The 14,828-nt window shown below is 31.6% G+C and carries 13 protein-coding genes; 12 read left to right on the forward strand and 1 reads right to left on the reverse strand.

The window, feature by feature from the left end:
* The 12 genes from C7448_RS02325 (at position 1) to C7448_RS02380 (ending at position 13,857) form a co-directional block, all read left to right on the forward strand.
* Complete coding sequence (locus C7448_RS02325; protein WP_115899741.1) at positions 1–333, forward strand: 2Fe-2S iron-sulfur cluster-binding family protein; 333 nt, start codon at positions 1–3, stop codon at positions 331–333.
* Positions 334–507: 174 nt separating this feature from the next.
* Complete coding sequence (locus C7448_RS02330; protein WP_245939413.1) at positions 508–2,016, forward strand: pyridoxal phosphate-dependent decarboxylase family protein; 1,509 nt, start codon at positions 508–510, stop codon at positions 2,014–2,016.
* Between the two features lie 5 nt (positions 2,017–2,021).
* Positions 2,022–3,344, forward strand: coding sequence for a lysine N(6)-hydroxylase/L-ornithine N(5)-oxygenase family protein (locus C7448_RS02335; protein WP_115899742.1), 1,323 nt, complete (start codon positions 2,022–2,024; stop codon positions 3,342–3,344).
* Entirely contained in the window at positions 3,331–4,524 is a 1,194-nt protein-coding gene (locus C7448_RS02340) for an MFS transporter (RefSeq protein WP_245939414.1), read from the forward strand. The genes C7448_RS02335 and C7448_RS02340 overlap by 14 nt, the downstream gene beginning before the upstream one ends.
* Before the next feature lie 3 nt (positions 4,525–4,527).
* On the forward strand, positions 4,528–6,945 hold the full coding sequence (locus C7448_RS02345) for a GNAT family N-acetyltransferase (RefSeq protein WP_115899743.1): 2,418 nt from the start codon (positions 4,528–4,530) through the stop codon (positions 6,943–6,945).
* Between the two features lie 2 nt (positions 6,946–6,947).
* The gene (locus C7448_RS02350) at positions 6,948–7,538 is read left to right on the forward strand and encodes a GNAT family N-acetyltransferase (protein ID WP_115899744.1); all 591 of its coding nucleotides are present in this window, start codon (positions 6,948–6,950) and stop codon (positions 7,536–7,538) included.
* Complete coding sequence (locus tag C7448_RS02355) at positions 7,528–9,348, forward strand: IucA/IucC family protein (protein ID WP_115899745.1); 1,821 nt, start codon at positions 7,528–7,530, stop codon at positions 9,346–9,348. The genes C7448_RS02350 and C7448_RS02355 overlap by 11 nt, the downstream gene beginning before the upstream one ends.
* 1 nt (position 9,349) lies before the next feature.
* A complete protein-coding gene (locus C7448_RS02360; protein ID WP_115899746.1) occupies positions 9,350–9,934 on the forward strand; it encodes a nitroreductase family protein in 585 nt (194 codons plus the stop codon).
* A 3-nt stretch (positions 9,935–9,937) separates the two neighbouring features.
* A complete protein-coding gene (locus C7448_RS02365) occupies positions 9,938–11,047 on the forward strand; it encodes a heparan-alpha-glucosaminide N-acetyltransferase domain-containing protein (RefSeq protein ID WP_115899747.1) in 1,110 nt (369 codons plus the stop codon).
* Positions 11,048–11,049: 2 nt separating this feature from the next.
* On the forward strand, positions 11,050–12,075 hold the full coding sequence (locus C7448_RS02370) for an alpha/beta hydrolase (RefSeq protein WP_115899748.1): 1,026 nt from the start codon (positions 11,050–11,052) through the stop codon (positions 12,073–12,075).
* Between the two features lie 9 nt (positions 12,076–12,084).
* Positions 12,085–13,014, forward strand: coding sequence for a sterol desaturase family protein (locus C7448_RS02375; RefSeq protein ID WP_115899749.1), 930 nt, complete (start codon positions 12,085–12,087; stop codon positions 13,012–13,014).
* Between the two features lie 12 nt (positions 13,015–13,026).
* Positions 13,027–13,857, forward strand: a complete 831-nt coding sequence (locus C7448_RS02380; protein WP_245939415.1) for a crotonase/enoyl-CoA hydratase family protein — start codon at positions 13,027–13,029, stop codon at positions 13,855–13,857.
* Between the two features lies 1 nt (position 13,858).
* Here the strand turns inward: C7448_RS02380 and C7448_RS02385 are convergent, their stop codons facing one another.
* Positions 13,859–14,821 carry a helix-turn-helix domain-containing protein gene (locus tag C7448_RS02385; protein ID WP_115899750.1) on the reverse strand — a complete coding sequence of 321 codons (963 nt, stop codon included), beginning with the start codon at positions 14,819–14,821 and terminating at the stop codon, positions 13,859–13,861.
* Positions 14,822–14,828 lie beyond the last annotated feature (7 nt).

Genomic DNA, 14,828 nt, shown 5'->3' on the forward strand with positions numbered 1-14,828 from the left:
ATGGAACAAGATATTACTATAAAAATTACCGATCGTGATGGGGTAATACACGAGATACAAGCACCGACAGATATGGCTATGAACTTGATGGAAGTAGTTCGTTCGTATGAGTTAGCCCCAGAAGGAACCATTGGTATTTGTGGAGGAATGGCAATGTGTGCATCTTGTCAATGCTATGTAAAATCAAATCATGAATTGCCAGAAATGGGGGATGAAGAAGAAGCGATGTTAGCAGAAGCGTTTTATGTAGAAGACAATAGTCGATTAGGTTGTCAAATACAAATGACACCAGATTTAGATGGTTTAGAAGTAGAGTTAGCTCCAGAGAGTTAAAGAATAAATAAATAGATTTTTAAAAGTGTAGTATTTTAAGTTAAGCTTAAAGTACTACACTTTCTTTTTTATAAAAAAATACCAGTTACGTCATTTTAAATTCCACTTACGTCATTTAGTTTGTTTGGTCTAAATATATTTTTGTCTTTAATTATTAAGACTAAATAAAAATAAATGATTCTTAAATCCCACCCTTCATTAAAAGAATTATCATTAAATAGTTATTTGTTTAGTGATGAATCGATGAATTTATACGAAGAGTATATTCAAAAAACAGCCTCCTACATTCAGCAATTTTTATCAAACAGAACCTTTTATCAAGGAGACAATCTTGAAGAAATTCTAGCAAATAAAGAGCAAGCTAAACTGGTAAATATTGAGGGTAATCAAACGATAGATAGTGCTCTAGAAGAGTTAAATGATTTGTATATAAAAAATGCAATCGCCTTCCATAATCCAACATATGTAGCACATTTAAACTGTCCAATTACATTACCATCAATCATAGCAGAAATGATTACAACCACAATTAATACTGCAGTTGAAACATGGGATCAAAGTACTTCAGCAACTTTTATAGAACAAGAAGTAATTCATTGGATAACCAACGTATTTAATCTATCTGAAAATTCAGATGGTGTTTTTACAAGTGGAGGAACACAATCTAACTTTATGGCCATGTTAATGGCTCGAGACAATTATGCTTTCAAGCATTTCAAAATCAACATTAAACAACATGGTTGGAGAAGTGAAATAAATAAGTTTAGAATTTTTTGCTCAGAAAAGGCACATTTCAGTATTCAAAAAAGTGCAGCTTTATTAGGTATGGGATATGATGCAGTTATACCTGTAAAAGTTGACAAGAGGATGCAGATGGATGTTAACGAACTTGTATTAGCGATAGAAAAGACAAAACAAGAAGGTAATATTCCAATAGCAGTTGTAGCAACATTAGGAACCACTGATTATGGAAGCTTTGATCCAGTACAAACCATTGGTAAAGTAGCAAAAGAACACAATATGTGGTTGCATGCTGATGGTGCTTATGGGGGTTGTTATGCGCTTACGAATACTCATAAAGATTACTTTAAGGGCATTGAGTTAGTTGATTCTATAACCATAGATTTTCATAAAACATTGTTTCAGCCAGTAAGTTGTAGTGCATTTCTAGTAAATGATAAACAACATTTTCAGTATGTATCATATTACGCAGATTATTTAAACCCTATTGAAGATAAAGATCCACAACGACCTAATCTTATAGAAAAGTCAATTCAAACAACACGCCGATTCGACGCTTTAAAAGTTTGGCTAACCTTAAAAACATTAGGAACAAAAACAATTGCTAGTTATTTAGAAGAGGTACACTCTTTAACAAAAGCAGTATATGATAACATAAAAGATCAAGAATGTTTTGAAACTGTTCACGAACCAGCACTCAGTACCGTAGTATTTCGATATAAAACTGAGGGAATAACTGAAGATGTAATTCATAACTCGATTAATTTATATATCAAAAACACCTTGTACAAAGCAGGAAAAGCATCAATTGCGAGTACAAAACTACAAGGTAACATCTACCTGAAATTTACACTTCTAAACCCTAAAAACACAATTAATAACCTTCTGAACATTATAGAAATGATTAAAACTACAGGAGAACAATACAAAATTACAAACTAAAAAAGATGAAGAATAATATAGTAGATTTTATAGCCATAGGTGTAGGGCCTTTTAACTTAGGGTTGGCATGTTTATCAGAACCTATTGAAGGTTTAAATGGAGTATTTCTTGATAAAAAAGAAAAATTTGATTGGCATCCAGGAATGTTATTAGAAGATACAACTTTACAAGTTCCCTTCATGGCAGATTTAGTAACTCTTGCTGATCCTACAAGCCCTTTTAGTTTTTTAAACTATATTAAAGAACAGGGTAGAATATATTCTTTTTATATACGAGAAAATTTCTTATTACTTAGAAACGAGTATAATCAATATTGTCAATGGGTAATAAGCAAGCTATCTAATGTATATTTTAATACAGAAGTAACAAATATAGATTATGATCAACAGAACAAGATTTATATAGTAACAAGTACTTGTACAAAAACTCAAAAAAATAAAATTTATAAAGCAAGAAAGCTAGTTTTAGGAACAGGAACACAACCATACATTCCTACTTGTTGTAAAGAGTTGAAAGAGACTGCTGTTCATTCATCACAATATTTACCTAATAAAGAACAGTTACAAAAGCAAAAAAGAATAACAGTATTAGGAAGCGGTCAAAGTGCTGCAGAAATATTTTTTGATTTATTACAAGAAATAGATACCAAAGGATATGAACTTAACTGGATTACCCGCTCACCTCGTTTCTTCCCGTTAGAGTATGCTAAGCTAACATTAGAAATGACTTCTCCAGAGTATGTAGATTACTTTTACAACTTGCCAGTATCAAAAAGAGATTCACTAATAAAAAATCAGAAGCATTTATACAAAGGAATTAATCAAGATTTAATAGGGGCTATTCACGATACGTTATACGCAAAACGAGTCCTATCAAAAGAACCATTAAAAGTTTCATTACGTACCAATTCTGAATTGAAAACTAGCAAGGTGTTAGATGAAGGAATTAACTTAGAGTTTCATCAGGTAGAACAAGATAAATATTTTAAACACGAAACTGATGGACTTCTCCTTGCCACAGGATATGAATATAAATTACCAGAGTTTATTGAAGGAATTTCAAATAGAATTCTGTGGGATGTTAAAAATCGATTTGACGTGCAGCGTAACTACTCAATTGATGAAAATCATAATGAAATTTTTGTTCAAAATGTAGAACTATATACGCATGGATTTGTTACACCAGATTTAGGGATGGCTGCCTACAGAAATTCTTATATAATTAAAGAAATAACAGGAATAGAACATTATTCTATTGAGCAAAAGATAGCATTTCAGCAGTTTGAGGTTACACAAGAAGAAGAAATAGAACTCAATGTCTTTGCATAAGGGGATGAAGTTAAAAACATTTTTAATAGTAATGACGTTGGTTGCAGTAGTAAGTGATTATTTACTGCATCCATTTTATCCACAATTTTTTGAGCTTCGTTTTGGAATGACAAACCCTAAAAATGTTGGATACTATTTTGCAGCCATCTGTTTTATGGTAATGATTGCATTTCCATTTTGGGCATATGTTTCTAAAAAAATATCAGAATTAAATATTCTAGTATACACCCAAGCAATTGCAGGCGTATTAGCATTGTATTGCTACTACACCACATCGTACATTAATTTTTGGGTTGTATCTCTTATTATGGTACTATTTAAAGGAAGTTATTTACTGGTATATCCGTACATTTTAAAAATCATTACAAAAGAAGAACATCCAAGTACGATCGGGTTGCTTTCAGTAGTGGTGCATTTAGGAGGAATTTTAGGAGCGGTGTTGGGAGGTATAACAGTAGATTATATAAACCCAAGCAGTATTTTTTTAATCATGGCAGCAGGAGATTTTATACAAATGACTATGAGTGCCTATTTATTAAAAAGTAAAAGGTATGCTACTGATTTAATTATTTCCGAAGAACCAATAATTACCGATAAAAAAAACATTCCGAAAGGATTTATCTTGAAATTAGGTTTAATTACACTTATACTATACTTCAGCGACTTTTTAATTAGACCTTTCTTTTCATCATATTGGGAAAGTTTTTCAACGTACAAAAGCAAATTGGTTTCAGGTACTATCTATGCCATCCCAGGTTTTGTAGCCTTGGTAGCATTGTGGATTAACAACAAGCGAAAATCAAAAGGACACGAAGGAATTATAAATGCTTTGTGTATAGGATTAATTGGACTTGTGCTACAAGGAATACCCAATGAATCAGCAGTCTTTTTAGGACGAATTATTTATGGTTGGGCAATTTTTCAAGGAGTTGTAAAATTCGATATTTTATTATTTGAATTAAGTACACCAGAATCATACTCAGTAGATTATAGTAAAATACACTTCTTTCAAAACTTAGGGGTGCTAATAGCATCTTTAAATGTAGGGATTATAGTTGATAGTTTCGGTTTACGAGTACCTTTTATCATTGCGTTAGGAGGTTTTACACTCACATTAGTCTTGTACTTTATCGTATTTAAATCGGTACGGAAAGTACATAAACAACTAGCTAAAACCTAAATTATGATAACAACAGATACCATAGTTTTTTCAAAAGAGTATAAAGATTTTGGAACAATTACCATCCGTCCTTTTCAAATAAAAAAAGACAGCGTTTTTTTTCGGCAATGGGTAACTAAAGAATATGCTGTTTTTTGGGGAATGCAAAATGCAACAATAAAAGAAGTTGAAGAAGAATATGCTCAATTAACATCACCCAAGCATTACGATGTTTTTGTAGGAATGTTTAATAATGAACCCGCATTTGTAGTAGAACGTTACAATCCGCAACTAGATATTATTAATAACTTTTTTAAAGCGAAAACATCTGATTGCGGTATACATATCATTATAGCACCACCAAAAAACACTAAAACACCAAACTTTACGTGGTTTATGTTTCGAGCAATAATGGATTTTATTTTTACAAACCCAACTATTAATAGAATTGTTGTAGAACCCGATATTCGAAACAAAAAAATGTTTGCACTGTGTCAACGTATAGGGTTTCAACTAGGAAATGTAATAGAACTTCCTAACAAAACAGCGCAATTAGCATTTTTAACTAAAACCAATTACCAACAAAAAATACAATCCTTTTCACCATTAAAAAGAAGCGCCATGAATACCTTAGACAATGTGGTTTCTCCACAACAATCAACACAACATATACAACCAAAAGTGTGGCAAAAAGCCAACTTATTACTAGTGAAAAAAGCGCTGTGTGAGTTTTCGCATGAACTATTAATACAACCAGCAATAATTCAAGAGTTAGACAACGGATACAAACTGTATAAAGTTGATGCGGATGATAAAGAAATCCAATATGAGTTTAAAGCAAAACCAATGGCTTTGAATCATTTGATGATTGATGAAAACTCAATAAGAAAATATATAAAAGAAATTGAAGAAGAAATTGATGCAATTACATTCATAAAAGAATTTAGGAAAGCATTAGGAATTGCTGATGAAAAAATGCCTGTGTATTTAGAAGAAATTATAAGCACACTATACGGAAGTGCATTTAAAATTACCAAAGGAAACCCTACCGTAGAAGAATTAGCAACAGCCGATTTTCAAACGATAGAACAATCTATGACCGAAGGGCATCCAGGGTTTGTAGCAAATAATGGTAGAATAGGCTTTGATAGTAGCGATTATCGTTCATATTCACCAGAAGCAGGAAATTCTTTTTCGTTATTATGGTTAGCAGGACATACATCAAAAGCAGTTTTTTCAGCAATAGAAGCATTGCCTTATGAAACCCTAATACATCAAGAATTAGATACCGACATCATAGCACAGTTCAATAAAATAATTGAAGAAAAAGGCTTCAGTCCAAAAGACTACTTATTTATACCTGTTCATCCATGGCAATGGTTTAACAAACTAGCTACAATTTTTGCTTCAGAAGTAGCTAAAGGAGATTTAATTTGCTTAGGATACGGATCAGATCAATACTTAGCACAACAGTCAATTAGAACGTTATTCAATATAAGCAAGCCGCAGAAATTTTATACCAAATCTGCATTATCCATTTTAAACATGGGTTTTATGAGAGGATTGCCTTTATACTATTTAGGAACAGCTCCAAAAATGGCAGTTTGGTTAGAAAACCTATTATATAACGATGCTTATATAAAGACAAACGGATTTAGAATGTTAAGCGAAATAGGCTCGGTGAGTTATGTGAACCCATATTTTGAAGAGTTTGGTTCACACAACGATTACAATAAAATGTTAGCATCGTTATGGAGAGAAAGTCCATATTCTGTGGTTAAAGAAAACCAAAAACCACTAACGATGGCAGCATTATTACATATAGATCATCACGGAAAAGCATTGTTACCAGAGATTATTAAAGACTCTGGAGTTTCAATAGATAACTGGTTACGAAGCTATTTAAAAGCTTACTTAAGTCCCATGTTACATTGTTTTTACTATTATGATTTGGTGTTTATGCCACATGGAGAAAACATTATTTTGGTATTAGAAAATAACATTCCAGCTTATGCTTTACTAAAAGATATTACTGAAGAAGCCTGTATTTTAAACTCTGAAGTTGCATTACCAGAAGAATTGAAAAGAATGTATGCGCCTGTACCTGAAGACGTAAAACTACTATCAATATTTACAGATATGTTTGATGGGTTCTTCCGTTTTCTAGCACCAATTTTAGAAGAACATGCAAATTATGGAGAGCATCTTTTTTGGGAGCTCGTAGCAGAAAATATTCAAGAATATCAAGAGCAGTTTCCTGAATTGTCAGGCAAGTTTAAGCAGTATGATTTGTTTGCTGAAGACTTTAAACTTTCATGTTTAAACAGGTTGCAATTAAATAATCATAAACAAATGATTGATTTAGATGATCCTGTAGCCTTATTACAGTTTGCAGGAATATTGAAAAACCCGATTGCAGCATTTAAAACCCAAGAAGTATAATTATGGTTCAAACGCATCAAAAAGTATTCAGTAAAGAAATTACTGGGTTGGGGGTAATCAGTATTCGTCCATTTCAATTGGAAATAGACACACCAATGTTGCATCGTTGGGTAACACAACCCTATGCAAAATACTGGGGAATGTTAGACAAGTCTGTAGAAGAAGTATATGCCGAATATCAAGAAATAGAAAATAATCAACACCATCATAGTTATGTAGGAATGATAGGTAATACCCCAGTGTTTTTAATGGAGCGCTACAAAGCATCAAAAGATAGCATAGCAGACTATTACGATGTACAAGAAAACGATTATGGAATGCATGTTTTGGTAGCGCCAATAGAAAAAAGAATACCGCAGTTTACATGGCATGTGTTTACAACTATTATCGATTATTTTTTCAGTTTATCAGAAGTGGAAAGAATTGTTGTAGAACCTGACGTAAACAACGAAAAAATCCATGCGCTAAACAAAAAAGCAGGTTTTGAATATCAAAAAGAAATTGAGTTGCCCCATAAAAAAGCAGCCTTAGCTTTTTGTACAAGAGAGATGTACCAATCAGCTTTAACCAAATTAGAAGAACATGACAAATAATATAGCACATTTACAACCCGAAGTATGGAGCTTTGTAAATCGTCAATTAATAAAAAAAGCAATCAGCGAGTTTTCACATGAGCTTATTTTAACTCCTGAATTTATTTCAGAAGAAACAGATGGTTGCATATACCAGGTTACCTCAGATAATAATGAGTTTACGTATCAATTTAAAGCAAAAAAGTATGCTCTTGATCATTGGTTGGTAGATGAAAAAAGCATTATTAAAAAGAATAATGTATTGAATGAAGTTTATTTAGATGCACTACATTTTATAACAGAGTTTCAAAACACTCTTGGTATTCCTGATGAGTTTTTAGCAACTTATTTAGAGGAAATAACAAGTACACTTTCAGGAGCAGCATATAAGTATATTAACGAGAAGTTTTCAGCAAATGAATTAGCTGAAAAAACTTTTCAAGAAATTGAACATGCTATGACTGAAGGTCACCCATGTTTTGTAGCGAACAATGGAAGAATAGGATTCAATATTGAAGATTATCAAAAATATGCACCAGAAAGCAATCAACCGTTTAAACTCATATGGATTGCAGCTCATAAAAAATATGCGACCTGCACGGCTGTTAAAAATTATGAGTATGAAAAACTTTTAGAGAGCGAATTAGGAAAAGAAAAATTAGCATTATTTAAAGAAGTTGTAAAGAAGCAAAATGTAGCTACTGAAAATTACATTTTTATGCCTGTGCATCCATGGCAATGGAAAAACAAAATTGTAGCTGTTTTTGGAGCAGATATTGCTCAAAAAAATATCATCTTAGTAGGAGAAAGTGATGATGATTTTTCAGCGCAGCAATCTATTAGAACGCTTTTTAATGCTTCACATCCAGAAAAATTATATACTAAAACGGCGCTATCTATTTTAAATATGGGGTTTATGCGCGGACTTTCTCCATATTACATGCAAAGTACGCCGCACATTACCCAATGGATAACAGATCTGTTAGCAGACGACGCCTACCTACAAAACAATGGATTTACCATGCTAGGAGAAGTGGCAACAGTAGGGTATCACAATCATTACTATGAAACTTTAGGAAAAACGAATCCGCATAACAAAATGTTATCAGCTTTGTGGCGTGAGAGTCCGTTTACAAAAATAAGCTCCAATCAACGCGTGTTTACGATGGCTGCTTTATTGCATGTAGATTACCAAGACAAATCATTGTTAGCAGCTTTAATAGAAGCATCACCTTATAACACCACTACCTGGATTCAACGTTATTTAAAAGCCTATTTAGCACCCTTACTACACTGTTTTTATAAGTACGAGTTTGTGTTTATGCCTCACGGAGAAAATCTTCTTCTAGTATTAGAAGAAAATACACCAGTGCATGTGTTAATGAAAGATATTACTGAAGAGGTTATTGTTTTTAACGAAACAATGCACTTACCTGAGCATGCTAAAAGATTGTTTGCTAAGGCTTCTGATAAAATGAAAGTGCTTTCAATTTTTACAGATGTGTTTGATTGTTTTTTCCGCTTTATGACACAACAGTTAGATAGTTATATAAACTTTTCAGAAGACAATTTCTGGGAATTAGTGGCAGATTGTGTGTATGAATATCAAGAACAGCATCCTGAGTTTTCAGAAAAATATAAGCAATACGATTTATTTGTTAAAGAATTTGATCGCTGTTGTTTGAATAGGTTGCAGTTAAGTAATACCAAACAAATGCTCAGTTTAGCTAATCCAATTGAAAGTTTAAAGTTAGAAGGAGTATTAAAAAACCCGCTTGCGAAGTTTAAAAAAGAAACAGTAAAAAAGGTACAATCTTTAGAAAGTATTTAATATGAGTTTTAAACAGATAACTAAAACTATACAAGAGCGAAAAACCACCTACGCGTATGATTTTTCCGATAGAAAAATAGAGAAGGAAACGATTGAAGCAATTGTAATCAATGCTCTATGGGCACCAACTCATAAATTAACACAACCATGGAGATTTGTAGTGTTAGAAGGAAAACATAGAGAAACATTAGGTGAGTTTATGGCTAATTATTATCGAAAACTGTATTCAGAAGATGAGTTTTCTAACGAACGTTATAGAGAAACTAAAACGTATGCCAGTAAAGCCAGCATGATAGGAGTGATTTTTAAGCCTAGTAAAAGAGCACAACTACCGGAATGGGAAGAAATTGCAGCTATTTCAAGCGCAGTACAAAACATGTGGTTAAGCTGTACAAGTTTAAATTTAGGAAGCTATTGGGATACCAGTATAGCAACTATAAAGTATGGTGAAAAAGAAATTAGCTTAGAAGAAAATGAGCAATTTTTAGGTGTTTTTTTTATAGGGCATGTAAAAGAAAATCTTCCTAAAGTAAATAGAAAACGAAAGCCACTATCTAAAAAATTAAGTTGGCATTTTAAAAAATAAAAAATGGAACAAAAAAAGAGAGTATTGGCCATAGATATGGCAAGAGGAATTAGTGTTTTATCTATGATACCTGTTCATTCCATGATTATATATTCAACGATGGATACTTGGAATAATTCTTTTTTAGGAAAGGTAGCTCAAGTATTAGAAAAAGGAACTCCTATGTTTTTAGTTGTAATGGGGTTTTCTTTTGTGTTTTCAAGTAAGTTAAGCATGTTTAAAATCTTTAAAAGAGGAATAAACATTTTAGCTAAAGGGTATTTACTTAATATTTTAAGATTTGCAGTGCCTATGTTGTTATTTGGAGGGTTTCCTAGAGCTTTTATTGAAGGTAACGGGCTAACTCTAGGAGATTCATATAATTACCTGTTTTTTATTTTATTGGGAGATATTTTGCAATTAGCTGGGATTTCCTTGATTATTATGGGAATTATAATCAAGTTTATTAAAAACAAGTATGCAGCCTTAATCTTAGCATTACTTATTGTCTTTTTTACAGGAGAATTAAGTGGTTATAAACCTAACATTATTGGGCTAGATTATATATGTGACTTATTATGGGGGAAAACCTACAATGTTTACTTTCCTGTATTTCCATGGATGTCGTTTATTTTAATAGGATTATTTTTTGGAATGTGGTACCAGGAAAGTAACAATAACATTGTTTTGACATATAAAAGAATGCTAGTTTCAGGTGTTTTATTTATGTGTATAGGTGTAGCGTTATGCTATTATAATTACGAATATCATTTTGGTGATTACTATCATTTAGGGCCAGGAGGAACCATAGTTTTTATAGGAGTGAATTTATTTTTAGTTTGGTTTGGACACATATTAGTAATCTGTATTCCACACAACAAACTATATGATGTAATTTATTACTCAAGTAAAAATGTAACAACATTTTATTTAGTACAGTGGGTACTTGTATACTGGGGAGTATTGCTTTTTGGGTATTCATCACAAACAAGTCAGTTAAAACTATTAGCAATTATTATAGGAATTACATTGCTAACCTTTAGTACTCTTTGGACAAAGGAAAGAGTAATTAAACTAATTAAAAAGCAAAAACAAGCTTCATCTACAAAAAGAATAAAACAAGCAATTACATAATTATGAAGAAGATATTTATTGTGCTGAGCTTGTTTATAGGAGTAAAAATGTATACACAGGTAAACTTAGCGGGAAGCGATGGCTTAGATTCACAGGTTCAAGAATTTTTAGAAGTTATTCATTCTTATCAAGGTCCACCATTGCAAGACTTACCTTTAGATATAGGAAGGAATGCCATGGAAAACATGCAAAAAGATTCCACCTTAACCTACGATAAAGTAACCTTTACCAAGGTTTCTTTTAAAGAACAAAACAGACGAGTAAATGTAGTAATTGTAAAGCCTAAAAAAGCTGAAAAATTACTACCTGTACTACTCTATTTTCATGGAGGGGGATGGGTGTTTAATAGCTTTGAAACACATAAACGATTAATGCGAGATTTAGCTTTAAAAGCAAATGTAGCGATTGTTTTTGTAGAGTATTCAAGAGCACCAGAGGTTAAATACCCTATAGCAAATGAAGAAGGGTATGCGGCAACTTTATTCATCTCAAAATATGGAAAACAATATGGGCTAGATACAAATAGAATTATTGTTGGAGGAGATAGTGTGGGAGGAAATATGACAACAGTTGTAGCTATGATGGCGAAACAAAGAGGAGCCCCTAAGTTGTTAGGACAAGTGTTATTATACCCAGTAACCGATACCAATTTAAATACGAAATCGTATGAACAATTTTCAAAAGGGCATTATTTAACTAGAGCAACAATGAAGTGGTTTTGGAATGTATACGTACCAGATAAGAAATTATACTCATTAGCAACTGTAGCTCCGCTAAAAGCAACTTTAAAACAGCTTAAAAACTTACCTAAAACACTTTTAATAACAGCAGAATATGATGTGTTAAGAGATGAAGGAGAAGCCTATGCAAAAAAGCTAAGAATGGCAGGTGTACCAGTAGTTTCAACTAGATATGGGGGAACAATACACGATTTTATAGTACTGAACTCCTTGCGAGAAACAGTAGCATCAAAGGCAGCAGTAGTACAAATAGCTGCATTTTTAAAAAAGAATTTTTCTAATAAATAGTTTAATAATATGAATTTACCATCTATAGAAATACTTGCAGGAAAATTAGAGCATATGAGTCTAATAGTACTTGTTTTAATGCTTGTTGAATGGGGAATACTTATTGTAACAAGTTATGTAGAAAAAAATAAAGAAGGAGTAGTAAGTGTTATATCGTACCTAATACAAAGTATTCCTTACTTCTTGTTATCAAAAATATTTATTGTTGGTACCATGTTTTGGTTGTATGAAAATAGAGTTTTTACTCTAGGTTTTCAATGGTATATATGGGTTTCAGCATATTTGTTGTATGATTTTACTGTGTTTTTTATTCATTTTTTAGGACACAAGGTTCGAGTTTTATGGTGCATACACGGAGTACATCATACGGCAGAAGAAATGAATTTAACTGTTGTTGCAAGAGGGTCAATTTTTGATGTGTTTTTTACACCGTTTAACTTTATATGGCTTCCAATACTAGGTTTTCATCCATTAATGATTTTTGTAATTGAACCCATTGCACGTCTTTATGCAACATTAACACATGTGAATGAAAAAGTTATAGGAAAGCAAAAATGGTTAGATAAACTATTAATAACACCGTCAGTCCATAGAGTACATCATGCAAAAAATCATATTTATTTAGATAGAAATTATGGCGAAACCTTTAGTATTTGGGATCGTTTATTTAAAACGTTTCAAAAAGAATTGGATAATGAAAAAATATTGTATGGGATTATGCATGAGAAACTTAATAGTGAGAACTTATGGCATGTGCAATTTTTATTATGGAAAGAATTATGGATGGATGTAAAAAAAGCTCCTACGTTACTAGATAAAGTAAAATACCTTTTTAAGCCCCCAGGATGGAATCACATCGATGGAGGGAAAAAAGCAAAAGAATATAGAGATGAAGCTTGGAAATTTAGGCTTAAAAAGAACCCATTAAGTACACGCTAAAAATAAAAAAGGATGATAAAACAATATGAAAATTTTAAAGTAGACTATTATCCAGAACATGAGATGATTGTTTGGAGTATTAAGTCAAAAGGTGTTCCGAATTTTTCACCAGAAATATTATGGGAGTTTAAAGATTTTGCTAAAGATTTAAAAATGATGTTTGCAGACAAGGTGTATCCATTAAAATATATTGTATCGGCATCTACACATAAAGAGGTATATAATCTAGGGGGAGATTTACCCTATTTTTTAAAAAACATCAAATCTGAAAATAAAGAAGCATTATCGGAATATGCTAATTTATGTATAGACGCTATTTACAACATCTATAATACTTTTGGGTTGCCTGCACTAAGCATAGCTTTAGTTGAAGGAAATGCTTACGGAGGAGGTTTTGAATGTGTAATGGCGCATGATGTTATACTATCTCATAAGTCGGCTAAATTTTGTTTACCAGAAAACAAGTTTCATCTTTTTCCGGGTATGGGAGCTTATAGCTTTTTATGTAGAAAACTAAATATAAAAACAGCTCTTAAAGTATTATATACGGGAAATACATATGAGGCTGAAGAATTAGAAAAAATGGGTTTGGTAGATTGTGTTTTTAATGAAGAAACGGGAGTATCATCTGTTATAAATTATATAAAAAAATCAAGTTTTAGTTTTCAATACAACCATTATAAATGTATAAAAAGAGTTTTTCCCTTACAGAAGAAAGAGTTGAAAGATATTACTGCTATGTGGGTAGATGCTTGTTTGAATTTAGAAAGTGAGAGTTTACGTAGAATGGAATTGGTTATAAATGCACAATTAAGAAAATTGAAGTACGAGTTAAAATCTTAATTTATGGTTTGTAATTATAATTTTTTCGAAACTCTTTTGGAGTTGTTTTTTCAAACTTTTTAAAAGCAGCTGTAAAATGTGTAGGGTTTTTATACCCTACCATGTCAGCTATCTCATAAATGGGTTTTTGAGTATGGGTTAATAAGCTTTTAGCCTTATTCATTCTCAAGTTTTTGGTGTAATTAAAAATAGTTTCACCAAACAATTTCTTAAACTCATTTTTTAAAACATTTTGATTCAATAGTACTTTACGAGCAAGTTGCTGTATTGATATTTGTTCATGAATATTGGTTTGGAGTATAGCTTCTACTTTATATACTTTTTTAAGAATGTTTTCATTAGAACTATTTCTTTTCTTAGAATGAATATTTAACTGTAAATGCATTAACTCTAAGACTTTTGATTCTAAAAAAAGACGCTTTAACAAGCCTTTTTGCGAGTTAGTGAGCATGTCATTAACTATCTTTTCCATATTAGAAGTTAGTTGTTGTGTGGTATTTAAGTTAAGAGTCTCATTGCCAGAAAAAAGAGCCTGCATTTGGTGTTTTTCAATAAAAGAATCATACATCTTAATTTTAACTTCATTTATATGTTTATTTCTGTAAAAAACAATTTTATCATCGTCATTATCATGTAAGAGATAACTTTCATTTTTTTCAATAATAAGATCATTTTTTAAGCTAGAAAAACGAATAATTTTTTCCCCATCTATTAAAACAGAAAGTTCTAAAGCGTTAAAGTTATTGCTATTATTGCTGGAGATAAAAAGAAAATCTTCTTTGAATTTAGCGTTAATTAAGTTGATTAGTAAGCCACCAAAATAATAACTTGTTATAATTCCTTTACCATAAAGAGAATTAATTGTATAGACTGAAGTTTTTATACCACAGTCCATACTCTTTGTTTTAAGGCACAGAATTTTTTTTAACTGTGACTTTTTGTTGTTGGCAGTAACTATTTCCATAAATACG

Source organism: Tenacibaculum gallaicum, assembly GCF_003387615.1.
Lineage (GTDB): Bacteria > Bacteroidota > Bacteroidia > Flavobacteriales > Flavobacteriaceae > Polaribacter > Polaribacter gallaicus.